19 protein-coding genes and 1 tRNA gene are annotated in these 24,481 nt (G+C 70.6%); 9 read left to right on the top strand and 11 right to left on the bottom strand.

Features of this window, described 5'->3' with window-relative positions:
- Positions 1-5 precede the first annotated feature (5 nt).
- Positions 6-362: an STAS domain-containing protein gene (locus GKQ77_RS02185; protein WP_219686885.1), complete on the top strand. Its 357-nt coding sequence runs from the start codon at positions 6-8 to the stop codon at positions 360-362.
- Positions 363-373: 11 nt separating this feature from the next.
- Here the strand turns inward: GKQ77_RS02185 and GKQ77_RS02180 are convergent, their stop codons facing one another.
- Complete coding sequence (locus tag GKQ77_RS02180; RefSeq protein ID WP_219686884.1) at positions 374-1,231, bottom strand: SigB/SigF/SigG family RNA polymerase sigma factor; 858 nt, start codon at positions 1,229-1,231, stop codon at positions 374-376.
- A gap of 198 nt (positions 1,232-1,429) precedes the next feature.
- Between GKQ77_RS02180 and GKQ77_RS02175 the strand changes: the two genes are divergently transcribed.
- The 6 genes from GKQ77_RS02175 to GKQ77_RS02150 all read left to right on the top strand — a co-directional run bounded on the left by GKQ77_RS02175 (position 1,430) and on the right by GKQ77_RS02150 (position 7,566).
- Positions 1,430-2,914: a PP2C family protein-serine/threonine phosphatase gene (locus GKQ77_RS02175; RefSeq protein WP_219686883.1), complete on the top strand. Its 1,485-nt coding sequence runs from the start codon at positions 1,430-1,432 to the stop codon at positions 2,912-2,914.
- Positions 2,914-3,279, top strand: a complete 366-nt coding sequence (locus tag GKQ77_RS02170) for an STAS domain-containing protein (RefSeq protein WP_219686882.1) — start codon at positions 2,914-2,916, stop codon at positions 3,277-3,279. The genes GKQ77_RS02175 and GKQ77_RS02170 overlap by 1 nt, the downstream gene beginning before the upstream one ends.
- Before the next feature lie 156 nt (positions 3,280-3,435).
- Positions 3,436-4,464: a FecCD family ABC transporter permease gene (locus tag GKQ77_RS02165; protein ID WP_219686881.1), complete on the top strand. Its 1,029-nt coding sequence runs from the start codon at positions 3,436-3,438 to the stop codon at positions 4,462-4,464.
- Between the two features lie 35 nt (positions 4,465-4,499).
- A complete protein-coding gene (locus GKQ77_RS02160) occupies positions 4,500-5,588 on the top strand; it encodes a FecCD family ABC transporter permease (protein ID WP_219686880.1) in 1,089 nt (362 codons plus the stop codon).
- Positions 5,585-6,418 carry an ABC transporter ATP-binding protein gene (locus tag GKQ77_RS02155; protein ID WP_219686879.1) on the top strand — a complete coding sequence of 278 codons (834 nt, stop codon included), beginning with the start codon at positions 5,585-5,587 and terminating at the stop codon, positions 6,416-6,418. The genes GKQ77_RS02160 and GKQ77_RS02155 overlap by 4 nt, the downstream gene beginning before the upstream one ends.
- Positions 6,419-6,609: 191 nt before the next feature.
- The gene (locus GKQ77_RS02150) at positions 6,610-7,566 is read left to right on the top strand and encodes an ABC transporter substrate-binding protein (RefSeq protein ID WP_219686878.1); all 957 of its coding nucleotides are present in this window, start codon (positions 6,610-6,612) and stop codon (positions 7,564-7,566) included.
- Between the two features lie 83 nt (positions 7,567-7,649).
- On the opposite strand, the gene GKQ77_RS02145 is transcribed toward GKQ77_RS02150, so the two are convergent.
- The 8 genes from GKQ77_RS02145 to GKQ77_RS02110 form a co-directional block, all read right to left on the bottom strand.
- Positions 7,650-9,008, bottom strand: coding sequence for a glutamine synthetase family protein (locus tag GKQ77_RS02145; RefSeq protein ID WP_219686877.1), 1,359 nt, complete (start codon positions 9,006-9,008; stop codon positions 7,650-7,652).
- Positions 9,005-10,846, bottom strand: coding sequence for an IucA/IucC family protein (locus tag GKQ77_RS02140; protein ID WP_219686876.1), 1,842 nt, complete (start codon positions 10,844-10,846; stop codon positions 9,005-9,007). Before GKQ77_RS02140 ends, GKQ77_RS02145 begins: the two co-directional genes overlap by 4 nt.
- Positions 10,843-12,327, bottom strand: a complete 1,485-nt coding sequence (locus tag GKQ77_RS02135; protein ID WP_219686875.1) for an MFS transporter — start codon at positions 12,325-12,327, stop codon at positions 10,843-10,845. Before GKQ77_RS02135 ends, GKQ77_RS02140 begins: the two co-directional genes overlap by 4 nt.
- Positions 12,324-13,739: a lysine N(6)-hydroxylase/L-ornithine N(5)-oxygenase family protein gene (locus GKQ77_RS02130; RefSeq protein WP_219686874.1), complete on the bottom strand. Its 1,416-nt coding sequence runs from the start codon at positions 13,737-13,739 to the stop codon at positions 12,324-12,326. The genes GKQ77_RS02135 and GKQ77_RS02130 overlap by 4 nt, the downstream gene beginning before the upstream one ends.
- Positions 13,736-15,559 (bottom strand): IucA/IucC family protein, encoded by a 1,824-nt coding sequence (locus GKQ77_RS02125; RefSeq protein ID WP_308117525.1) that lies wholly within the window; start codon positions 15,557-15,559, stop codon positions 13,736-13,738. Before GKQ77_RS02125 ends, GKQ77_RS02130 begins: the two co-directional genes overlap by 4 nt.
- Positions 15,556-17,172 (bottom strand): pyridoxal phosphate-dependent decarboxylase family protein, encoded by a 1,617-nt coding sequence (locus GKQ77_RS02120; RefSeq protein WP_308117524.1) that lies wholly within the window; start codon positions 17,170-17,172, stop codon positions 15,556-15,558. Before GKQ77_RS02120 ends, GKQ77_RS02125 begins: the two co-directional genes overlap by 4 nt.
- Positions 17,169-18,566 (bottom strand): diaminobutyrate--2-oxoglutarate transaminase, encoded by a 1,398-nt coding sequence (locus tag GKQ77_RS02115; RefSeq protein WP_219686873.1) that lies wholly within the window; start codon positions 18,564-18,566, stop codon positions 17,169-17,171. The genes GKQ77_RS02120 and GKQ77_RS02115 overlap by 4 nt, the downstream gene beginning before the upstream one ends.
- 91 nt (positions 18,567-18,657) lie before the next feature.
- Positions 18,658-19,902 carry a type III PLP-dependent enzyme domain-containing protein gene (locus GKQ77_RS02110; protein WP_219686872.1) on the bottom strand — a complete coding sequence of 415 codons (1,245 nt, stop codon included), beginning with the start codon at positions 19,900-19,902 and terminating at the stop codon, positions 18,658-18,660.
- Positions 19,903-21,369: 1,467 nt separating this feature from the next.
- Here GKQ77_RS02110 and GKQ77_RS02105 point away from each other — a divergent pair.
- Positions 21,370-22,467, top strand: a complete 1,098-nt coding sequence (locus GKQ77_RS02105; RefSeq protein ID WP_219686871.1) for a PLP-dependent cysteine synthase family protein — start codon at positions 21,370-21,372, stop codon at positions 22,465-22,467.
- Positions 22,464-23,762 carry an MFS transporter gene (locus tag GKQ77_RS02100; protein WP_219686870.1) on the top strand — a complete coding sequence of 433 codons (1,299 nt, stop codon included), beginning with the start codon at positions 22,464-22,466 and terminating at the stop codon, positions 23,760-23,762. The genes GKQ77_RS02105 and GKQ77_RS02100 overlap by 4 nt, the downstream gene beginning before the upstream one ends.
- A gap of 107 nt (positions 23,763-23,869) precedes the next feature.
- Here the strand turns inward: GKQ77_RS02100 and GKQ77_RS02095 are convergent.
- Positions 23,870-23,943 (bottom strand) — tRNA-Pro (locus tag GKQ77_RS02095).
- Between the two features lie 141 nt (positions 23,944-24,084).
- Positions 24,085-24,465, bottom strand: coding sequence for an MmcQ/YjbR family DNA-binding protein (locus GKQ77_RS02090; protein ID WP_219686869.1), 381 nt, complete (start codon positions 24,463-24,465; stop codon positions 24,085-24,087).
- Positions 24,466-24,481: the final 16 nt, after the last annotated feature.

Below are 24,481 nucleotides of genomic sequence, written 5' to 3'. Positions count from 1 at the left end.
AACCGGTGACCGATCGCACCCTGACCGTCGAACAGCTGATCCACGAGGATGGTTCCGTCCTGCTGACGGCGACCGGCGAGCTCGACCACCACACCGCGCCCCGGCTCACCCGGACACTGGCGGACGCCCCTGTCTCCCCCGGCGCGCCCCTGGTGATCGATCTCTCCGGCCTCACCTACTGCGACTCGACCGGCATCACGGTGCTCGTCACCACCTATCACCGGGTGCGAGCCGCAGGGTCTTCCCTCCGGCTCGCCGGCCTCAGCGACAGCCTCACCCGCGTCTTCCAGATCGTGGGGCTCGACCAGGTGCTCAGCCTCTACCCCACCACCGAGGCCGCCCTCGCCGCGTCACGCCACTGACCACGGCCCGCTCAGTTCGCGTTCATGCCCGTGCGGAGCTTGGCGACGACCCGGGTGATGAGACGGGAGACGTGCATCTGCGAGCAGCCCAGAATCTCGCCGATCTGGGTCTGCGTCTGCTCCTCGACGAAACGCAGGTGGATGATCCGGCGCTCCCGGTCGTCGAGTTCGGCGATCAGCGGGGCCAGGGCGTGGAAGTTGTCGATCAGGTCGAAGCGGTCCTCTTCGACGCCGATGAAGTCGGTCAGAGCCGACTCGGTGTCGCTGTCCTCCCCGCCGATGGCGGCGTCCAGCGAGACGGACGCGTAGCCGTTCGACGCCTTCTGCGCCTCGCTCACCTCGGCCGGGTCCAGCTGCATCAGTTCGGCGAGCTCCGCGGTCGTGGGCGTGCGGCCCAGACGCGTGCGCAGTTCCTCGGTCGCCTTGGACAGTTCGAGGCGGGCTTCCTGAAGGCGGCGCGGCACGTGCACCGCCCAGCTGGTGTCACGGAAGAACCGCTTGATCTCACCGGTGATGTACGGGACGGCGAAGGTGGCGAACTCCACCTCACGGGAGAGTTCGAACCGGTCGATCGCCTTGATCAGCCCGATCGTGCCGACCTGGACGATGTCCTCCATCTCCTGCACGCCCCGGTGCCTGAACCGCGATGCGGCGTACTTCACCAGGGACAAGTTGATCTCGATCAGGCAGTTCCGCACGTACTGGTATTCGTGCGTGCCCTCCTCCAGCTCTCCGAGCCGGTCGAAGAAGCGCTTGGAGATGACCCTGGCATCCCGCGGCGCGACCGACGCCGGGTCCACGTACGAACGCTCCACCAGGTCCTGCTCGGTCCGCGTCGCGGTCTGTTCCGTGGCAGTCACGGTGATCATGCGCCCCACCCTCAAATTAGTCGCCGGCTCTGTCGCCTCCCGCGTCTTCCCCGTCATCGGCTGCCCAAACAGAAGACATGTCACTGGTTGACCTTGGAGCCGATTCCGCGGCTCCGGCAATTAGCGTTCGGTCTTCCGTTCGGTCTAGGGTGCGTCGGTCCTGCCGCTCGCCGCGGCTCTCGACGGAGAGGAAAGCCGATGACCGCACAGGCTTCGGCGGCCGACCCGGCGCCCGGGCGGGGTGCCGGGCCCGTCCCCGACCAGGATGTCGAGGCGGGCCGTCTGTCGGCGGTACGCCGATACGACATCCTCGACACACCGCCCGACGGCGCGTTCGACCGAGTCGCGGCCCTGGCCGGTCGCCTCTTCGACGTCCCCGTGGCCACCGTCACGATCGTCGACAGCGACCGCATCTGGTTCAAGGCGACCCACGGCCTCGAAGGAGTCAAGGAGATCGGCCGCGATCCCGGCCTGTGCGGCTCGGCGATTCTGCGCGACGACGCCCTGGTGATACCCGACACCCTCCACGACCCCGTGGCGGCGAACAACCCGCTGGTCGCCGGGGAGATGGGAGTGCGCTTCTACGCCGCCGCACCGATCACCACCTCCGACGGCCACCGGCTGGGCACCGTCAACATCCTCGACACCAAACCGCGCTCCATCACCGAGGAGGACATCGCCACGCTCTCCGACCTGGCGGCGATCGTCATGGACGAGATGGAGCTGCGGCTGTCCGCGATGCGTGCACTGCGCGAGGAGCAGGAGCGGCGGACGGCGGAGAGCATGCACGCCGAGAGGGAACGCGCGCGTGCCGAGGCGGAACGTGCGGCGCGGGAGCAGGCGGAGAAGGACAAGGCGGCCATCGCGGCGTTCGCCTCCACTCTCCAGCGCACCCTGCTGCCTCCGGCGCTTCCGGCGGTGCCCGGCCTGGAACTCGCCTGCCACTACCGCACCGCCTCGGTCCACGATGTCGGCGGCGACTTCTACGACGTCTTCCCCGTCGACGCGGACCGGTGGGCGTTCTTCCTCGGCGACGTGTGCGGAAAGGGCCCCGAAGCGGCGACCGTGACCGCGCTGGCCCGCCACACCCTGCGCGCCGCGGCCCAGATCGACCCGGATCCGGTCACCGTCCTGAGCACGCTCAACACCGTCCTGCTCACCGATGTCGCCGCCGGGAGCCGCTTCTGCACCGCCCTCTTCGGCCTCCTGACACCCCAGGAGGACGGCGCCTTCACCGTCACCGTCGCCAGCGGCGGCCACCCCTCGGCCTACCACGTGCGCCCCGACGACGGCGGCTCCGTATGGGTCAAGGCGGTACGCCCCAAGGGCGGCATGCTCATCGGCGCCTTTCCGGAGGCCCACTTCGCCCAGAGCACCTTCCGGCTGGCTCCCGGGGAGGGGCTGTTCCTCTACACCGACGGGCTGACCGAAGCCCGTACGGCCCAGGGGGCGATGCTCGGCGAGGACGGCCTGACCGGCTTCCTCCACCAGCGCACCGGCTCCCTGACCGCCACCGCCCTGGTGGACGACACCGTCACGCTGCTGGACGCGCTGCCCGAGGGCGTCGGTGACGACGTGGCCCTGCTGACCCTGTCCGTGCCCGACTCCGAATCCGTACCCGAGGCCGGTGTCGCCGCCACCGCCCACACCACCGCCACACCCGAACACTTCGGCCAGGAGTGATGACCGACGTGACCCACACGCTCCAGCTGGCTCTCCGGCAGCCTCATCCCCACGTCACCATCGCCGCGCTCGTCGGCGACATCGACATGCTGAGCGCCCCCGCGCTGCGCGCCCAGGCCCTGGAGGTCATCCAGCAAGGGCCCCCTCACGTGGTCCTGGATCTGACCCGGGTCGGCTTCTGCGACTCCTCCGGCCTCAGCGCGCTCATCGGGATCTGGCACGCCGCCCGGGCGGCGGGCGGCTCACTCAGCCTCGCCGGCGCCCCCGACCGCCTGATACGCATGCTTGCCCTCACGGGCGTCGATTCGCTCTTCGCGGTCCACGCGACGGCTGCCGACGCGGTCACCGCCGTGACGGCCGGCTAGTCCGCTCCGGTCAGGGGGCTGGGACAACTCCGCTCGCGCTCTCCGAGCCCTCAAGTAATTCATCGCAGTCCGTTACGCGGTGGTCGCAGCTCACCCTATACTTAGGCTCGCCTAAGTTCGTGATCATTGAGGCCCCTTCAGGTCGGAATGGATGCAATGTCAGCCGCCACCATCAGCAGCCCAAGAGCCGCGCTTGTCGGCCGCCGAATAGGCTGGACGGCAGCGGCCTTTGTCGCGCTGCTGCTCGCGGTGCTGCTCAGCCTCGCCGTGGGGGCCCGTCACATCGCCCCGGGTGAGGTCTTCGACGCCTTGCTGCACGGCGGTACGAGCGAGAGCGCCGAGATCGTACGGTCGCTGCGAGTGCCCCGGACCGTCGTGGGCGTGATGGTCGGCGCGGCACTGGCCCTCGCGGGCACGGTGATTCAGGGCATCACTCGCAACCCCATCGGTGACCCGGGCGTGCTGGGCATCAGCCAGGGCGCCGCGGTGGGTGTGGTGCTGGCGATCGCTTTCGCGGGGGTGCACAGCCTCGCCGGCTATGTGTGGTTCGCGTTCGTCGGTGCCGGAGCGGCGTCGGTGGCCGTGTACGCCGTCGCCTCGAGCGGGCGGGGCGGGGCATCGCCCCTGAAGCTGGCGCTGGCCGGCGCGGCCATCAACGCACTGCTCATCTCCGTCATCCAGGGCATGCTCACGACGGACGCCGCCACCTTGGACGAGTTCCGCTTCTGGCAGGTCGGCTCGATCGCCGGACGGAGCGCGGAAGTGGCCGGTCAGATCTGGCCGTTCCTCTTGGCGGGCGCGGTACTGGTGCTTTCGGTGGCGCGGGGGCTCGACGCGCTGGCGCTCGGCGACGACGTCGCGAAGGGGCTCGGCCAGAACGTGGCGACCGTACGGATCGTGGGCGGCATCGGGGCGACCGTGCTCACCGGCGTCGGCGTCTCGGCCGCCGGGCCGATCGCCTTCATCGGCTTGGCGGTCCCGCACATCGCCCGTGCCATTGTCGGCACCGATCACCGATGGGTGCTGCCGATGGCGGCCCTGCTCGGTCCGGTCATGCTGCTCGTGTCGGACGTCATCGGCCGGATCGTCTTTCCGCCGGGCGAGGTGCCGGCGGGTGTGATGACCGCCCTGCTCGGTGTGCCGTTCCTGATCGCCATGGTCCGCCGCAAGGCGGTTTCCGCATGACGGACCTCCAACATCGAGCACAAGGCGGTGGGCACATGACGGCCTCGCTCATCGAGAGCCGGGCGGCGGCCGTGCGCCCCGGCGGATACGCGCTCGTGAGACGGGGGCGCGCGTCCTTCCTCGTCCACAGGCGCGCCGCGATCGCCTCGTGCGTTCTCGCCGTCCTTACGGCGGCCGTCTGCCTCGCCTACCTCTGCCTCGGTGAGAGATACGTGGCGCCGGACGAAGTGCTGAACACGTTGACCGGGCAGCCGTCGACGGCCGACTTCGTGGTGGGCGAACTGCGGTTGCCGCGGCTCGTTCTGGGACTGATGGTCGGTGCCGCCTTCGGGGTCGGGGGTGCCCTCATCCAGACCGTTGCCCGCAATCCACTGGCCAGCCCCGACATCATCGGTGTCTCCCAAGGGGCCAGCGCCTTGACCATCGGCGCTCTGACGTTCGGTGTCGGATCGTTCAGCGTGCTGCCGTACTTCTCGGTGGCCGGCGGAATGATCGCCGCCGCCCTCGTCTACTTCTTCGCCTGGCGCGGTGGCCTGCACGCGGCGCGGTTCGTCCTCATCGGAATCGGCGTCGCCATCGCACTGCGGTCCGTCGTCCACCTCTTCATCACCAAGGGCGACTACCTGGTGGCCCATCAGGCACAGGTGTGGATCACCGGGTCGCTCAACGGCCGCGGCTGGGACGAGGCCGCACCGCTCGGCTGGACTCTGCTCGCCCTGACGCCGTGTGTGGTCTGGGCGGCACGGGCACAGCGCAACGCCGCCTTCGACGACGACACGGCGACCGCCCTGGGCGTGCCGCTCCAGCGAACCCGGCTCGGGCTGGCGCTGCTGGGCGTCTTCCTCGCCTCGGTGGCGACGGGTGCGGCGGGCCCGGTGGACTTCGTCGCGCTGCTCGCCCCGCAGATCGCCCGCCGGCTGACCCGCACCGCGCAGATCCCGCTGCTGTGCTCGGCGCTGCTCGGCGCACTGATCGTGGTGGCCGCCGACCTCCCGGCGCGCCTGCTCTTCGCCCCGGTCGAGCTGCCCGTGGGTGTGCTGACCGCGGCGGTCGGCGCGCCGTATCTGATCTGGCTCATCGTGAAGGACCGCAGCGTCCGCGGCAGTACCGGAGGAGTAGCGTGACCGAGAGCAGGCTCACAGCCCGTGATCTGACCCTGGCGTACGAGGAACGCACCGTCGTGGACGGCCTCGACCTGGATGTTCCGCACGGCCGCGTCACCGTCATCGTGGGTCCGAACGCCTGCGGCAAGTCCACGCTGCTGCGCGCCCTCGGTCGGCTCCTCAAGCCACGGCGGGGCTCGGTCCTGCTGGACGGTACGGAGCTGAGCCGAATGGCCACCCGTACGATCGCGCAGTCGATCGGGCTGCTTCCGCAGACCCCGGTCGCGCCGGAGGCGATCACGGTGGCCGATCTGGTCGCGCGGGGCCGTCAGCCGCACCAGCACTGGTGGCAGCAGTGGTCGCAGGAGGACGAGCGGGCGGTCACCGATGCCATGGACCGCACCGACGTGACCGCCCTGGCGGCGAGGCCCGTCGACGAACTGTCGGGCGGTCAGCGGCAGCGTGTGTGGATCGCCATGGCGCTCGCGCAGGACACCGACCTGCTGCTCCTTGACGAGCCCACCACCTACCTGGACATCTCGCACCAGGTGGAGGTGCTCGACCTGGTCCGCCAGCTCAATCGCGAGCGTGGAAGGACCGTTGTGGCGGTGCTCCACGACCTCAACCAGGCCGCGCGGTACGCCGATCACCTGGTGGCGATGAAGGAGGGGCGGATCGTCGCCCAGGGCCACCCCTCGGAGATCGTCACGGTGGATCTCGTGCGTGATGTCTTCGGTCTCGCATCGGTCGTGGTGCCGGATCCGGTGACCGGCGGTCCGCTGGTCGTGCCCGGCAGCCCCTGGCAGCGAGACAGCTCCGCCGCGGCGGCGGTTTCGGCGGAGGTCGGCTGAGCTCGCCGACGGGCACTCACGTTCGTACGAACGGACACCTGTTCGCCAACAGAACGCCCAGGTCGGCCGTACTGCCGCGTAGTCCGAGTTGTGACGTAGGCGAGCTTGTCTCCATCTCAACCTAAGGTTAGCTTTACCTAAGTTCACCCCCCGCGTCGACCAGTGCATTTGTGACGAAAGGCTTTCCTCTCATGGCCCCATCCCTCAACCGTCGTGCCGCAGCTGTAGCTGTCGTGGCTGCGCTCGCCGTCAGCGCCACCGCATGCGGGTCCGACAAGGAAGACACCGAGTCAGCCGCTGGGGGCGGAAAGCACACCGTGTCGACCGCCATGGGCAAGGTGGAGGTCCCCGACAGCCCCAAGCGCGTGGTCGTGCTGGACACCGACGCCCTGGACTCGGCCATCACCCTCGGCGTCAAGCCGGTCGGCGCCGTCACCGCCGAAGCGGGTGCGCCGATCTCCACCTACCTCCCCAAGGACAAGGTCAAGGGCATCAAGTCGGTCGGGCTCATCATGGAGCCCAACCTCGAGGCGATCGACGGGCTGAACCCGGACCTCATCATCAGCAGCAAGGCGCGCGACGAGAAGAGCTACAAGGAGCTGTCGAAGATCGCGCCGACCGTCTTCACCGAGACGACCGGCCCCGACTGGCGGAAGAACTTCGAGCTGCACGCCGATGTGCTGGGCAAGAAGGACAAGGCGAAGAAGGTCGTTGCCGACTACGAGAAGCACGTCGCCGAGGTGACCGACGCGCTTGGCGGCACGGACAAGGCCGCCAAGACGAAGGTCGGGTTCGTTCGCTTCATCGAAGGCGCGGACACCCGCCTGTACATGAACGACACGTTCGTCGGCAGCATCTTCAAGGACCTGAAGGTCGGCCGCCCCGCGAACGTGGACAAGACCGGGTTCTCCCTCGACATCAGCCCCGAGCGGATCAGCGAGGGCAACTCCGACGTCATCTTCTACTCCACCTACGGTGACCCGGCGAAGGCCAAGGAGACCAGCGTCACCGGCGGCAAGCTGTGGAAGAAGCTGGACGGCGTGAAGAACAAGAAGGCGTTCAAGGTCGACGACAGCCTGTGGATGCTCGGCATCGGTTACACCGGCGCCGGCCAGATCCTGGACGAGATGAAGAAGGACCTCTCGTAACAGCGCTACCAGGCACCATGACTGCGGCCCTGGCCACGGAACATCCGTGACCAGGGCCGCAGTCGTCGCACCTGCTCAGGGCCTCACAGGCGCTCGAAGCCCCGGACCCGCTCCCAGTCGGTGACCGCCGTCTCGAAGGCGGCCAGCTCTGTGCGGGCGGCCTGCGCGTAGTGGCGGACGACCGCCTCGCCGAAGACCTTGGCGGCTATCTCGCTCTTCTCCCACCGGTGCAGGGCCTCGGTGAGCGTGGCGGGCAGCCGCGGCACCGAGGGATCGGCCAGCGCGTTGGCGGTGTGCGGCGCCGGGAGGTCGAGGCCGTTCTCGATGCCGTACAGACCGGCGGCCACCGCGGCGGCGACGGCGAGATACGGGTTGGCATCCCCTCCGGGTACCCGGTGCTCGATCCGCAGCGAGTGGCCGGAGCCGACCACGCGGACCGGGCAGGTGCGGTTGTCCCGGCCCCAGGTGATGCCGGTGGGAGCGAAGGCACCCGGCTGGAGGCGCTTGTACGAGTTGATGTTCGGCGCCATCAGCAGCGCGAAGTCGGCGAGGCAGGCGAGCTGACCCGCGACGAAGTGGCGCATCAGCTCGGACATGCCGTCCTCCGCCGCCGGGTCGGCAAGGACCGCCGAACCGTCCGCGCCGCGCAACGACAGGTGGACGTGGCAGGAGTTGCCCTCGCCCTCGTCGTACTTGGGCATGAAGGTGAGCGCGACGCCCTCCTGAGCGGCGATCTGCTTCGCGCCGTTCTTGAAGACGACATGGTTGTCGCAGGTCGTCATCGCCTCATCGTAGCGGAAGACGATCTCGTACTGGCCGGCGTGGCACTCGCCCCTGGCGGTCTCCATGTTGAGCCCGGCGCGCACCATCTCCCGGCGGATGCGGCGGACCACCGGCTCGATCTCGGTCAGGCCCTGAAGGGAGTAGTCGACGTTGTAGGTGGTGGCCGTCTCCAGGTCCTGATAACGGCGGTCCCACGCCTGGCGGTACGTCTCGCGGAAGATCAGGAACTCCAGCTCGGTGCCCGCGAAGGCGGTCAGTCCGCGCTCGGCGAGCCGGTCGAGCTGGGTCCGCAGTATCTGGCGGGGGGCCACGTCGACCGGCTCGCCGCTCGGCCAGACGGCGTCGGCCAGGACGAGAGCGGTGCCCGGGTCCCAGGGGAGGCTGCGCAGCGTCGCCGGGTCGGGGCGGAGGACGAAGTCACCGAAGCCGCTCTGCCAGGCGTCGATGGCGTATCCGGATCCGGTGCCCATCTCGACATCGGACGCGAGGAGATAGACGCAGGCGCCGAATCCGTGCTCGGCCGCCTCATCCAGGAAGTAGGGCACGGACAGGCGACTGCCCTGGAGCCTGCCCTGGAGGTCAGGGACGCTGACGATGACTTCCTCGACGCGCCCCTCCTCTGCTTCGGCGCGCAGGCGCTCGTACGGCGAGTCGGTCATATCTGCTCCTGGAGTTCCTGAGAGTCCCGCGGTTCCTGAACGGCGGCGGTCGCGGTGGCGAGGGGGTTCGCGAGGGTGCCGTGCACCATGTCGAAGCCCTCGTCCTTCTCGGCGCGGTCGTGGAAGCCACCGCCGAGCAGCTGTTCACGGTTGAGTGCCACCCGGTCGAATTCCGCGGCGAGCAGGCCGAAGTCCTCGAACCGGTGGGCCAGCTCCGGGAAGCGGGCGTGGTAGCGCTCGATCTCGGCACGGACCATGGCCCAGAATTCCTCCTCCGGTACGCCGAGGTGCTCGGCCGCGAGGGGGGCGAAGAACCGGAAGTGACCGGCGAAGACGGCGCTGAGCAGCGAGTGGGCCAGCTCGCCGGCGGGCCAGCGCAGCAGCAGCGCGTCAGCACGCTCGGAGAGTCCCGCGTACTCCGGGTGGCTGCCGGGCAGCAGGTTGACGTCCTCGGCGAAGTCCTTGACCGCGACGCCTATTGGGGTGTCGGCGGCGTCGTAGAGGACGACCGTGTTCTCGCCGTGCGGGCAGTACGCCACGCCGTACCGGTAGAGGTAGTGCAGCAGGCCGGGGAGCAGGGCGCCGAAGAAGCGCTCCAGCCAGGCGTGCGGGGAGAGCCCGGACCTGTCGACGAGTTCGCTCACCAGGGCGCGGCCGTCCGATCCGGTCTTGAGCAGGGCGGCCATGGTGCGGGCCTGTTCGCCGTCGCGCAGCAGCGCCGCGACCGGCTCGCGCCAGACCGCGCCGAGGAGTTCGTGGTAGCGGTACGGGGCGTCCTTGACCGACTCGTACAGCGGGTGGTGCACGGCCACGCCCGCCACCTCGCCGAGCGGGTGGAAGCGCAGTTCGTCGCGGAGGTACGGGTCGGCGTCGCGGATGGCGTGCAGCCAGGCGCTCACATCGGGTGCGGCCTCGGTGGGCTCGGTGGAAAGGCCGCGCCAGACGAGGGTGTTGCGGATGAGCAGCGGCACCTTCACGTTGCGGTGGTGCGGGTGGTCGAGATTGGCCAGGGTGCGGATGGACTGGAGCGGCCGGTAGCGGTCCGGGCCTTCACCGAGCAGCACGATCCGGCCGTCGGCGAGGTAAGGGGCGAAGAGGGTCGCGACGGCCTCGTCCCAGTGGAAGGGGTGCACCGGCAGCCAGCGGAAATCGGCGGGGGCATGGCCGGTTTCGGCGCAAGTCTCCTGGAGTGCCGCCCCGAATCGCTCGCGCGTCTCGGCGGCCAGCTCCTCGGCCAGAAGGGTGTCGGCGTCGAGACCGGGCATCCCTGAGTAGGAGGCGAGGCTCTTGTGGACACCGGCCCAGAGCAGGCGGACCGAGCCGGCGGCCTCGGGGGCGTAGGCGGCGGCGTCGGAGGCCGAGAAGCCCAGCCGCCCCTTGTTGAGCAGCATGCAGGGGTGGCCGTCCTGATGTGCCTCCAGGTCGAGGTGGTTCAGGTCGGCGAGTTCGGCGGCGGGCAGGGCGCGGGAGATGACCTCGGCCTCCGCCCGTCGGGTGGCCGTGAGTTCGCGCAGAACCTCGGCGGTGGTCGGCCCGTCCCAGCCGAGCACCGGGCGGGCGTCGAGCAGCAGCTGCTCAGGGCCGGCCACGCTGCCGTCGGCCGGGTCCGGGTGCCGCTGAAGGGTGTCGGGAAGGAGCCGCCAGGTGCCGAAGGTGCCGCGCGTCGCCCGGAAGGTCCAGTGGACTCCGTCGGCGAGGTCGAGCCGGTACGCGTCCGGGGTGCCGGCCGACGCGTCGGGCCCGGGGACGAGCAGTTCCTCGTACGCGAACTCCTCCACGGCCTTGACGAGCAGTCGTCGGCCGGCCTGGGCCCAGGCGTCACGAGTGGTGCGGTTCATCGGTGGTTCTCCTCGGAGTACGCAGGGGAGGCTTGGGCCATGAGTGAAGGCGTGCGATCGTCGGCGTCGTACCGCGCGGACGCCAGCTCAGTGGTCGTCGGCACGCCGTCCTGCGGCTTCGGCACAGCGACGCGACCGGTCGTCGCGAGCAGGTCCTGGGCGGGTGGAACTTGGCCCGGCTGTCGCACGGCGCTTTCCGGGGCCGCGTTGCGGAAGCGCCGAACGGACAAGGCGACGGCAAAGAGCTGCACGGCGGCGGCGATGGCGAGTGGCAGCGCCAGGTCGTGGGAGACGGCAGCCGTGGCGGCCAGCGGCGCGGCGAGCAGACCGGCGGACCGGACTGTCTCCACCGCGGTGAACGCCGGCCCCTTGGTGCCGGTCGCGCGGAACATCCGCAGCTCGACGGCGACCTGGCCGAGGCCGAGCCCGACGCCGTAAAGCACCCGGCCGCCGGCGAGTCCTGGCAGCGAGTCGGCCAGCCACGACCAGGCCATCCCGGCCGCGCCCACGGCCAGCGCGAGGGGCAGCAGTCGCTCACCGAACCGGTCGTGGCAGCGGCGTACCAGGGGAAGCACGGCCAGCGCGGAGACGCTCGGCAGGAAGAACAGCACGGCGGACCCGACCGAACCGCTGCCGAGGCTGTCGGAGAACTCGGTGAAGAAGGGCCGAGCGACATTGACCGAGAAGTCGAAGGTGACTCCGATCAGCGCGGCATAGGCGAGCATCGTGAACCAGGTGAGGCGGCTCGACGGCCCGCGCATGGTGGTACCGGGCGATGCGGGCGCCGTGACCGATGCGCCGTCGGTGTCCCGGTCGTCGGCGGCCGTGGAGCCGTCCGTGGCGGACGCGACCGATTCGGCGGCCTTCGTGTCGGGCCGCTTGCCCAGGATGCGGTACGTGAGCACGGCAAGGAGGGCGTCCAGGACCGCGAACGCCGAGATGCCGATGCGGGGTTCCGGCAGTGCGAGGACTCCGGCGCCCACCATCGTCGAGACCACGACGGACAGATGGAAGACGACCACCAGCGTGCATACGCCGGCCAGCCTGGCCCGCTCGCCGTCCTCGGACTCGTCGCCGTGCTCGGCGATGAAGGCCGGATAGGCCAGCAGCAGGGCGCTGTTGGTCATCACGATGAGCGTCGAAAGCACCGTGTACGCGGCATAGCTGGGTGCCATGCCCAGGAGCAGGTCGAGTACGGCGGACCCGCACAGCCCGGCCAGCACCAGTTTGTGCAGCGGCCAGCGCCGGGCCGCCAGCCCCCACAGAGGCAGGGCGGCGAGCCCGGCAATGCGGCAGATCCAGATGTACAGCCCGGTCGCTCCCGGATCCTCGATGTCGTACAGCCGCTCGAACAGCTGCGGAAGGAAAGGCGTCAGTGCGGTCTCGGCGACCAGGTGAAGGCCGATGACGGATATGAGCACCGTTTTGGCGTGGCGCGCCGCCCCGGGCGATACCGAGCCGGTGTTCTGCGCGACCGTCATCGCGGCGTACCGGATGGTGTCGCCGCGGCCACGTCCGGGGCCGCCGTCCGAGGCTCGGCGGATGTGGGTGACTGCGGTGCGCCGAAGGTCGTGAACGCCTGGCGTGGGGCCACGGGCAGCACGCTGCGTCCCGCGGCGGCGTTGAGGATGGTCGCGGCGCGCCAGGCGCCGAGGGTGAGGTCGGGGGCGCCGACACCGTGCGTGTGCATCTCGGCGTTCTGCACGTAGAGCGTGCCGGAGACGCGAGGGTCGAGCGCGACCCGGTACTCCCCGTCGATCTGGTAGCGGCCCCTGTCGTCCCAGTCGACGAGGTCGCCCATCGCCTCCAGGAACACCGGGCGGGAAGCGGCGTAACCGGTTGCGGAGACGACGGCGGAGGTCCGCACCTCGAAGAGAGAATCCTGCTGCTGAGTGCGGCAGGTGAGCAGGTACCCGTCGCCGTCGGCCCGCGCCGCGACGAGCTCCACGCCCGGCTGCAGCGCGGCGCGGGGCTCGCCGCCGCCGATGGTGCGCTCGTACAGCTCGTCGTAGATCTCCCCCAGCGTCTCCTCGCTCACGCCCTTGTACAGCTGCCACTGCTCCCGCACCAGCCGCTCGCGCGTCACCTCGGGGAGTGCGCGGAAGTAGCGGATGTAGTCCGGGGTGAAGTGCTCCAGGCCGATCTTCGAGTACTCCATCGGCGCGAAGGCCGTGGTGCGGGCCAGCCAGCGGACGTACGGGCCGCCCTGGCCGTCCCCGTCCTGGTGGCGGAGCAGGTCGAGCGCGACCTCGGCGCCGGACTGCCCCGAGCCGATGACGGTGACGTCATCGGTCGCGGCGAGCCGGGCGCGGTGGGTGCGGTAGTCGGCGCTGTGCAGCACACGGCCGGCGTGGTCATCGGTCAGCAGGGGGCGCAACGGCTCGGGGACGACGGGGTTGGTGCCCACGCCGAGTACGACCTGACGCGCCAGGATGCGGGTCTCGGCGCCGGAGGCGGAGCGGTGTACGACGGCGAAGGCGTCCGCGTCCTCGTCCCACTCCAGCGAGGTGACCTCGGCGTCGAAGCGGCAGGAGGGCAGGCGCTCGGCGACCCAGCGGCAGTAGTGGTCGTACTCACGGCGCGGGATGTGGAAGCGCTCGGAGAAGAAGAACTTGAACATCCGGTCGTGGGAGCGGAGGTAGTTCAGATACGACCACGGACTCGTCGGGTCGGCCATGGTGACCAGGTCCGCCAGGAACGGCACCTGAAGGGTCGTTCCCTCCATCAGCAGGCCCGGATGCCAGGAGAACGCCGGCTTGGCATCCAGGAAGAGCGACCGGAAGCCGGATACCCCGTCCGCCAGCGCGGCGAGGGACAGGTTGAACGGGCCGATTCCGACGCCGACCAGATCGTAGACGAGATTCCGGTCTTCAGAAGTCGAGAGCGCGGTCACCGCTGGGCCTCCGTGAGGGGGTTGGGAAGATCGATGTAGACGGACTGGGTGTGAACGTCGCCGACCAGTTCGTCGAGTCCGTCCACGCAGGTCAGGTAGTTGCCCTTGCAGCGCAGTACCGGTGCGTCGAGCAGCAGGTCGAGCAGGCCCTTGGCGGCGGGCTCGGCCGTACGCAGTTGTTCCAGGGCGGTGCGCAGTACGCGCAGCAGGCGGCTCTCGTCGGCCAGTCCGAGCGCGCCGAACGCTCCGACCAGACCGAGCAGGTTGTTGACGCCGAGGTAATAGGCCACCCGCTCGTCGACGAAGGCGTCGTCGAATACCAGCTCGACACCGGCTGTGGCGCCCGGCAGAAGCCGCTCGATGTCATCGGCCCGGGAAGCGGCCAGGTAGTAGCCCTGGCTGTCCCGGTACCAGCCCGCGCGGGGCAGTCCATGAGCGTCGAGGGCCACCAGGGTGTTCTGGTGATGCGGCTCCAGGGCGATGCCGTACCTCGCGTGGAGGCGGATCAGAGGAACAACCAGTACTTCCAGGTAGCGGGTCAGCCAGCGCTCGGACGCCTCGGACACCGGGACGCCCAACGCGCGAGCGGCGCGCTCGACCGCCTCGCACACCAAGGCACGGTGCCGCGGCGCGGTGCCGTCGCCCGGACCGGTCCGCTCGGCCAGCAGTCCCGCGACGCACAGGCCTTCGGGCGCGCCGTCGCCGCCGCCCCGGAAGGGGTTGTCGCGGATCGCGGTCTCCAGACCCGTTTCCGGGCCCTCGGTGCCGACCGAGATCCAGGCGAACTCGCGCAGGATGCCGAACTCGGGGTGCTCGGCACGGAGCCACTCCCCCGGCCCCGCGGCCAGCAACTGCGCGGCCCGTACGCCGAGACGCATCTCACTGCGGAGATTGTTCCGCCGGGAATTGGTGATCCGCATGCCGAGCGACAGCTTGAGCATCACCTCGGCGTCCGGCCGCTGCACGGTGCGCACGGAGGACGTCGGGTACCACACGGGACCGGCCGCACCGAGCGGCCGGAGCAGGCCGGCGTCGACGAGCGCGGCGACTTCCGGGCGGGACAGCACCTCCCGGCCCTGCCACGGATGCACGGGCACGGCGACCATGCCATCGGGCACCCTCAGCCCGGCGGCGAGCGGACGCAGCAGCTCTGCGGGCGAACGTCCGTCCACGCTCCCGCCGACGACGACATCCGGGTGGGCGGCGAACCAGTGCAGCGGGAAAGAGCCCCGAAGCTCGGGCGAGTACGCCTCCAGTTCGGCCTCCGACGCCTCCTCTCTGCTCTTGGGCGCGGGGTGGAACGGGTGGCCCAGCAGCAGCGCCTGCTCGCTGTCGAGGAACGGCGTCGGCCCCTGCCCGCCCTCGGCACGCCGGTGGGCGATGTGCGCGGCGGTGCGACGGGCGGAGTTGAGCACCCGGGCGGCGGCGTCGCCCCCGTGGTGCGGGAGCACACCGCGACCCAGCGTGGTCTGCCGGATCAGCGCCGCCGCCACCAAGGCCGCGTCGGCCGGGAGGCCCTCGCTGTCGCCGTCGCCGGTCGCGACCACGGTGGGCGCGCCGAAGCGGTGCCAGCCGGTGGCCGACCGGTAGCGCACAGGCACCCGCAGGGTGAGGCGGCTGGCGGGCAGGTCGATCAGCAGTGCCTGCCCGGCCGTCGGCACCTCGGTGCCGGTCTCCCGTACATAGGAGCGCAGCAACGTCTCCATCGCCGCGGCGTCTCCGGCGCGGAGTGGGTCGGCGTCGTCGAGCGGGTCCGGGCCGATCGGGCGTTGGCTGTGGGACGTGAGCGTCGCCGTACGGGCGTCGTCGGGCCGGTTCACCGGGTCTCCTCCTCGGCCTGGCCCGCCGCGACGACCGTGTGCAGCAGTCGCTCCACCTCGGCCGAAGTGGTGTGCGGGTTGAGCAGCGTCAGCTTCAGCCGGACCCGGCCGGGCCCCTCGCCCGGCAGCTCGGTGCGGCCGACGACCGCCCGGCCCTCGCGCAGCAGCCTGCGTCGCAGCGCCGCGTTGACTCTGTCGGTGTGCGCGGGATCAGCGCCCTCGGGCACATAGCGGAAGACGAACGCTGTCAGCACGGGATCGGCGTGCAACTCCAGCCGGGGATGGGCCCGTACGGCCTCCGCACCGCCACGCGCCAGCGCGTGGCAGGCATCCACGAGTCGGCCCAGGCCGTCGCGGCCCAGGGTGCGCAGCGTGACGGCGATCTTGAAGGCGTCGGCGCGGCGCGTGGTGCGCAGCGAGAGGCCGAGGAGGCTGGGGTAGCCCGCCTCCTCGTCGTCCTGCGGATTGAGGTATACGGCCCGTCGCGCGAGGGAGGCGTAGGTCTCCGCCTTCCGGACCAGGAAGATGCCCGCGGCGACCGGCTGCCAGCCCAGCTTGTGCCAGTCCAGGGAGACGGAGTCGGCCAGCGCGATACCGTCGACCAGCGGTGCCAGTTCGTCGGACAGTAGTGCGCCGCCGCCGTAGGCGGCATCCACGTGCAGCCAGGCGCCGTACTCGGCGGCCAGTGCCGCGCAGGTGCGCAGCGGGTCGACCGCACCGGTGTCGGTGGTGCCGGCGGTGGCGACGATGGCCACCGGCAGCTCACCGCGCGCGACACAGTCACGGAGAGCCGACGCCAGCGCCTCGGGCTTCATCCGCAGCTCGTGGTCGACCGGTACGGGGACGACCGCGTCCTCACCGAGACCCAGCAGGGCGGCCGAGCGCTGGACCGAGAAGTGCGCGGCGGCGGAGGCGAAGATCCGCGGACGCGGCCCGTTGCCCGCTACTCCACTCATCTCGATCTGGCGCCCGGCCGCGCGCCCCAGCACCCGGTCACGGGCCAGCATCAGGCCCATGAGGTTGGACTCGGTGCCGCCGGAGGTGAGCACACCGGCCGCCTCCGCCGGGTCGTACCCGACGAGCCGCGCCAACTCCTGGAGCAGCAGGGTCTCCACAGCGGTGGCGGCGGGTGCCTGGTCCCAGGAGTCCTGGGAGGGGTTGAGCGCGGCGACGGCGAGATCGGCGGCGACGGCGACGGCCAGCGGCGGACAGTGGAGATGCGCGGCGCAGGACGGGTCGGCCGGGTCGGCGCTGCCGTACGCCAGGAGTTCGGTCAGCCGGTGCAGGGCGTCGCCGCCGTCCGCCTCGGCGAACACCCGTGCGACCTCCGCCGCCAGTTCCTCGGGCGTCCCGGAGGGAACGGGCCCACCGCGCCGCACGGCACCCTTGGCCAGGGCCTCAAGCACGGCCTGCAACAGCGGCTCCAGCGCGCCAGGGCCGCCCGTGCCGCCGGACAGGGCGGTGTTCTGGACCTGGCCGCCCGACGGTACGGCGCTGCGGAGCAGCGCGGCCATGGCCTCGCCGAGAGGGTTGGTACCCGCCGAGGCGGGTTCGGAGGCGAGGCTCAAGCCGCCGCCAGCGGCCGCTCCCCGGCCACGTATCTCGCCCGTCATGCGCGCACTCCCGGAACCTGAGATGCCGTCACCGTGGCGATGGCGTCGGTCAGCCGGTCCAGCACCGCTTCGACCTGCTCGTCGGTGATGATCAGAGGTGGCAGCAGCCTGACCGTCGAGTCGTAGCGGCCTCCCAACTCCACGATCAGACCGCGCTCCAGGCACGCGGCGCGCACCTGCGCGGCCACCCGCGGGGCGGCAGGCCGGGCGCCGCAGGAGTCGGGCTCGGCCCCGGGGTCGACCAGCTCGACGCCGATCATCAGGCCCCGGCCGCGCACGTCACCGATGGCGGGGAGTTCTGCCCGCAGACCTTCGAGCCGCGCCATCATCCGGGCGCCGACAGTTGCCGCCCGCTCGGCCAAGCCCTCCTTGGCGACGTACCGCAGGGTGGCCGTGCCCGTCGCCATGGCGAGGGTGTTGCCGCGGAAGGTGCCGGTGTGGGCGCCGGGCAGCCAGCCGTCGTAGTCCTCGTGGTAGACGAGTACCGCCAGCGGCAGGCTGCCGCCGATCGCCTTGGACATCACCATCGCGTCCGGCACGATTCCGCTGTGCTCCACGGCCCAGAAGGCGCCCGTGCGTCCGACGCCGGTCTGCACCTCGTCGACGATCAGCGGGATGTCGCGCTCCGCGGTGATGCGCCGCATGTCGCGCAGCCAGGCATCCGGGGCCGGCACGGCGCCGCCCTCTCCCTGTACGGCTTCGAGGATCATCGCGGCGGGCGGGACGACCCCGCCGTTCGGGTCGTCCAGCAAGCGCTCGGTGTACACGGCGGACAGCCCCGCACCGCCCTCCCCGCCGACCCCGAACGGGCAGCGGTAGGGGTACGGGTAGGGCAGCCGGGTCACGTCCGCGGCGATCCCCGGCACCGGCTGCTTGGTGGTGACACCGCCGGAAGCGGCCAGGGCGCCCGCCGTCATCCCGTGGTAGGCGCCGGTGAAGGCGAGCAGCCCCCGCCGCCCTGTGGCGGTCTGCATCAGCTTGAACGCGGCTTCCACCGCGTCGGTCCCTGCGGGCCCGCAGAAGTGGACGCGGGCCTTGTCGGCGAAGCCGCTGGGCAGCGTGGCGAAGAGCGCGTCGGTGAACTCGTCCTTCTCCGGGGTGGCCAGGTCGAGGACGTGCAGCGGCGCCCCGCTGCTGATGGTCCGCTGAATGGCCTCGAGGACGACCGGGTGGTTGTGACCGAGGGCCAGGGTGCCGGCTCCGGAGAGGCAGTCGAGGTAGCGGCGCCCGTCGGTGCCCTCCACCGTCATCCCCTGGGCGCGCGCCGGGACGACCGGGAAGGACCGGGCGTACGTGCGGGCCGAGGACTCCCGCGTGCGTTGGCGCTCCAGGATGGCGTCGGCCTGGGCTGCGGCGCGTTCGGCATCGGTTTGTTCGGCGGGATGCACGGTCATGATGTTCGGCTCCAAAGGGAGGAAAGCAAGGAAGCGAGCGGGTGGCGGCGAGGGTCCGAGGGCCGTACTGGCCTGGACGGACTGCCGTGCCTCAGAGCAGATGGCGCTCGGCGACGGGGTGGCCGAGGAAGCTGTGCATGGCGAACTCCCAGCCGTAGGAGCCCGCGTACGGGAAGACCACCAGGTCACCGGCGCGTACCCGGTCCACAAGGACATCGCGCAGCAGGGTGTCCTCCGGGGTGCAGAGTTCTCCGACGACCGTCACGCGCGTCCCTTCGGCGCGAGGGCGGGGACATTCCTCGGGCCAGTCCTCCACGGGCATCACCGCCATGTTGTGCACGATGTCCCAGGATGTCGGGAGCTGGAAGTGGTTGATACCGCCGCGCAGCACCACGAACGCCTCGCCGTACGAGTGCTTCACGTCCGTCACCTCAGCCGCGTACCAGCCGCAGTCCGCGACCAGGAAACGGCCGGGCTCCAGCACCACCTTCACGCCCGCCGGGACCTCGACGGCCGCGGCCAGTTCGCCGAAGCGTGCGACGTCGAAGGGCTTCTCACCCTCGAAGGCGACACCGATGCCGCCGCCGATGTCGATGTGGCGCAGATCGATCCCGCTGTCCTGGGCGGTCTTTACGCTCCACTCCACGCACCAGCGCAGATACGCGGCATGGGCCTCGGCGTCGAGGTTGTTGGACGCGGCGTGGATGTGGAAGCCGATCAGGTCCAGGCCGGGCAGCCGCAGGGCCTCGCGGAGTACGCCGGGCACGTCGGGCTCGGCCACCCCGAACTGGGAGGGGACGCCTCCCATGTGCAGCGACCCGGTGACAGGAATGGTCGCGGGATTGACGCGGAGCGCCACTCGGGCTCGGACGCCCTCGGCGACGGCTATCCGGCTGATCCGGTGCAGTTCGAGCAGGCTCTCGGCGTTGATCGCCTCGGCACCGGCCAGGACCAGGGCGGTGAGGACGGGAACGGATTTGGCGGGGCCGGCGGCGACCACCGGGGCCGGGAGGTCTCCGCTCGCCGGCTTGGCGGATACGGCGAGTTCCAGCTCCGCGCGGGAAGCGACCTCGAAGCCGTCGACGTGAGGTGCCAGTGCCTGGATGATGCCCGGGAAGGAGTTCGCCTTCACCGCGTAGTAGACGGCTGCCCACTCCGGAAGCGCTTCGCGCAGCTCCCGAGCACGCTCGGCGGCGACAGCACCGTCGTAGAGGTAGGCGGACACCGGAACTTGGGCCTGTGCCAGCTCCTGCAGACGGTGACGGACCGCCACGGGGAGCACGTCCACGGGATAGGCGGATCGCGGGGCGGCGGACGGCGGCAACTCAACGGACACGGCTCTGCCTCGGGTCGGGGTCGGCAACGGAACTGAAGGGGGTGCGTAGTGGCTGGAACGAGTCACGCCGGCTCCCCTCGGGGGAATGACAGCCGGGGCACGTCCGTACCCCACTAAGGCGAGCCTAACCTAATGGTTAGCGGCACAGTTTCCAAGAGCCGCGCCGTCCAAGGCATCCTCACCGCACACGTCGGCCGCCGCCCCGTCCCGGCGGACCTCGGTTTGGAGCCGAAATGCCCGCGACACGCTTCACGGCTTGTTTACGCCTCGTTTCACGAGAGGCGCGCAGGCTCCCGCACCACAACGGTTAACATCACGTCATGATTACGCCCCCGTCGCCTTTCGGCGTACGACGTACCGGCCGCGCGCCGCGTACGTCACGCCCGTGGTGGCTGGGTGCCCTCCTCCTCGCTGTGCTCTACGCACACGGAGTCGGGGTGGAAGGCGCATCGGCGCACACGACTCCGTCGATAGTGACCTCCTCCATCGCCGCGGACCGCGCTTCCGAATCGCCTGCGGGACACACCGGCACGTCCGATCCCGCCGACGACTCCCGCGGTCATGGCCACGACGAAGGCCCTTCCCACGTCGCGGGGGAGTGCCTCTCCGGACAGCCTCAGGACGGCCCGTCCGTCGCGGCGCCGTGCGTATCGGGCCTCGGTTCGGCCTTTGAGTACGGCGGCCCGGGCGGCGGAATCGCCTCCGCGGGCGGCTCCGGGCGTGAGGCCCATGCCCCGCCCCCCTCCCAGCAGGCAGCGGTCCTACGGACCTAGAGGCGGCAGCAGCTCCAGTCGGCCGTCAACGGCGTGCGAACCGCTCCTCGTTCGCGCCGCTACGGACATGTTCGCCAGGTGACGGCCCCGCCTGCCCTCTCATCGACCCTTGATCGCTGCCCTCCGCCGCGTCGCGTTCCTCGCGCGGGCTCGGGCAGCCGTGCGGAGCCGCTGTGCTGTCATCCCCCACGCTTCATCCGACCCGTCAAGCGCCGTCCTGGGCCCGTCACTTCATCGCCGTTGTCCTCGCCGTTCTGCTGGCGAGCGCCCTCGCCTGTCCGCATCACCTGACCGCGGCAGGAGACGGGCACGGCCCCGGCATACCGCCGCTCAGCGGCGTGGAGGCGTCGTCGCCGGAGAGGTTCGAACCTCGTCAGGCGCAGCACGACTCGCCCACTTGCTCGTCCGACAGCGGCGGAGAAAGCAAGACCGCCCCGCGTAGCGCCGGCGGGCCAACTCCCCGCGACACGCCCTCCCGCACCGGAACGACCGCGGCGACAACGCACGCGCCCTCCGGACCTAAGCAGGCCGGAACGGCTTACGCCACGACCTCCAGAACAACGCTCATCGCCGTGTGTCGGTGGCGCATATAGGGCTCGCCTCCGCGGCCGTGCACACACGGCCGCCGCCCGCACCCCGGTGCGCGCGTCGAACCCCGCACCGAACACGCCATCACTTCGACGAGAGCGGAACGATGCACTCCCTGATCACCACCGATGTGACCCCCACCCGAACAGCCATCTCCGGGCTGGTCGGCAACACACCGGTCCTGCACATGTCCGCACCACTGGCCCCGGAAGGGCACGGCTTCTGGGCCAAGCTGGAGGGCTTGAACCCCGGCGGCATCAAGGACCGTCCCGCCCTGCACATGGTCGAACGCGCGCGCAGCCGCGGCGAACTGGTGCCGGGAGGCCGGATCATCGAATCGACCAGCGGCACCCTGGGCCTCGGCCTGGCGCTCGCCGGCATGGTGTACGGGCACCCCGTCACCCTGGTCACCGACCCCGGGCTCGAGCCGTCCATGACCCGGCTTCTCACCGCCTACGGCGCCCAGGTCGACGTGGTCGGCAGGCCCCACCCCGAGGGTGGCTGGCAGCAGGCGCGCCGCGACCGCGTGACCCAACTGCTCACCGAGCACACCGGGTCCTGGTGCCCGGATCAGTACAACAACCCCGACAACACCACCGCTTACACCCCGCTCGCCCTGGAACTCGCCGCCCAGCTCGGCCACATCGACGTACTGGTGTGCAGTGTCGGCACCGGCGGACACTCCGCGGGCGTCTCCCGTGTACTGCGGCAGCTCTACCCTGACCTGCGCGTCATCGGTGTCGACACCATCGGCTCGACGATCTTCGGCCAGCCCGCGCGGGCACGCCTCATGCGTGGCCTCGGCTCCAGCATCTACCCCCGCAACGTGGCGTACGAGAGCTTCGACGAGGTGCACTGGGTCGCCCCGGCCGAGGCGGTGTGGACCTGCCGCCAACTCGCCTCCTCGCACTACGCGACCGGCGGCTGGAGTGTCGGCGCGGTCGCCCTCGTGGCCGGCTGGAGCGCCAGGACCATGCCCGCCGGCACCCGTATCGCAGCCGTCTTCCCCGACGGGCCCCAGCGCTACCTCGGGACGGTCTACGACGACGAGTACTGCGCGGCTCACGGCCTGCTGGACCACCCCCCTGCTGCCGAGCCCGATGAGATCTCGCGGCCCGACGACAAGGAAGTCACCCACTGGACCCGGTGCGCGGACGTCGTCGACCCGCTGACCCTGGCCACTACGATCGAGGACGTCCGATGAAGGGCACGCTGCGACAGGTCGGCACGTACGAGCGCAGCGTGCAGCTGCTGATGGTGAATCAGTTCACCATCAACCTGGGCTTCTACATGCTGATGCCGTACCTGGCCGCACACCTGTCGGGCTCGCTCGGCCTCGCCGGATGGGTGGTCGGACTCGTCCTGGGCGTGCGGAACTTCACGCAACAGGGCATGTTCCTGGTGGGTGGTACCCTCGCCGACCGGTTCGGGTACAAGCCTCTGATCATCGCCGGATGTGTCCTTCGCACCGTCGGCTTCGCCACGCTCGGTCTGGTCGACTCGCTCCCCGCGCTGCTGGCCGCCTCGGCGGCGACCGGTCTTGCCGGAGCACTGTTCAATCCGGCCGTCCGCGCCTACCTCGCGGCGGACGCGGGAGATCGCCGAGTCGAGGCCTTCGCGCTGTTCAACGTCTTCTACCAGGCCGGCATCCTGCTCGGCCCGCTGGTCGGCATGGTGCTGACCTCCGTGGACTTCCGCACCACCTGTCTGGTGTCCGCGGGCATCTTCGCACTCTTGAGCGTGGTCCAGATCCGGTCCCTTCCCGCGCGCCGGGCCACCGACAAGAGCACCGGCACCGCCACGGAACGGGACGGCGTACTGGCGCAGTGGCGCTCGATCGTGGCCAACCGGCCCTTCCTACTCTTCTCCGTGGCCATGATCGGCTCGTACGTCCTCTCCTTCCAGGTCTACCTCGCGCTACCACTGGAAGTACGGCGGCTGGGCGGCTCCGGTGAAGCCGGCACCGCGGCGACAGCACTGCTCTTCGCCGTCTCCGGACTCGCCACCATCGCCCTTCAGACACGCGTCACGGCCTGGTGCAAGGAGCGGATGGCGCCCGGGCGCGCACTCACCTGGGGGCTCGTCACCATGGGCACGGCTTTCGTGCCGCTCCTCGCGGTGATGCCGTTGCCCGTGCCGGACGGCGGCCCGGGACGCTGGCTGCTCGCGGCAGTGCCGCCGGCGCTCTCGGCCCTGCTGCTGGCCGTGGGCACGATGATCGCGTACCCCTTCGAGATGGACACCATCGTCCGCCTCTCCGGGGACCGCCTCGTCGCCACCCACTACGGCCTCTACAACACCATCTGCGGCATCGGCATCACCCTGGGGAACCTCCTGACCGGCGCCGCACTCGACACGGCCCGGGAAGCGGGCCTTCCCGCGCTGCCCTGGCTCGCACTCCTGGCGCTCGGCCTTGCCTGCGCGGCGGCCCTCAACGGCCTGCACCGCGGCGGACGACTGACGCCGGCCGCCCCGGAAAGCCGGCACGTCACCGCCTGACACACCGAGACCGTCGAGGGACCTGGTCCCTTGACGGTCCCCGGGAACGATCGAGGGGCCGTTCCAGATTTCTCTGGAACGGCCCCTCGATCTGCGACTCTTTCGAGTCGGGACGACAGGATTTGAACCTGCGACCCCTTGACCCCCAGTCAAGTGCGCTACCAAGCTGCGCCACGTCCCGTTGCCCGTCTGACCTGGGGTTTCCCCCGGCCGAACGTGCACGGAAACAATACCGCACTCTGACCGGTGATCGCTCACCCTTTCCCCGGGCGGCCGGCTGTCGACCTGAGGAATGGTTGCGGTCGCGCGAGGCCCCGGTCACTTACTCCGGGGCCGGGAGCCCCAACCCCGGGTGCCCTTCGAGAAGTCGGGGTGGCGCGGCCTGGCGCCAGGAGTCCGAGAGGATGTCCGTCAGCTCCTCCGTGTCCAGCGCCGCGAGGCGCACCCGGACCCATGCCGAACCCGCCTCGTGCGCGGCGACCCAGAATTTGTCCGGCTCGGCCAGGACCAGCTCGTCCCGTTCGACCTTCGGGCAGCGCACCGCGATGGACGTCTCGTCGTCAGGCACCGTCACGAACATCTTTCCGGAGACGCGGAACGTGGGCATGCTCCACGCGATCTTCTCCACCGTCTCCGGCAGGGCGAGGGCGATGCGGCGCACGTCGTCGGAGGTGACGCGGGCCCGGGATCTGGACTTCGACATGCCATGAACCGTAGCT

It is taken from the genome of Streptomyces anatolicus (assembly GCF_019400875.1).
Classification (GTDB): domain Bacteria; phylum Actinomycetota; class Actinomycetes; order Streptomycetales; family Streptomycetaceae; genus Streptomyces; species Streptomyces anatolicus.
The sequence above is the reverse complement of the archived record's forward strand: the minus strand, read 5'-3'. Positions and strand labels throughout refer to the sequence as shown.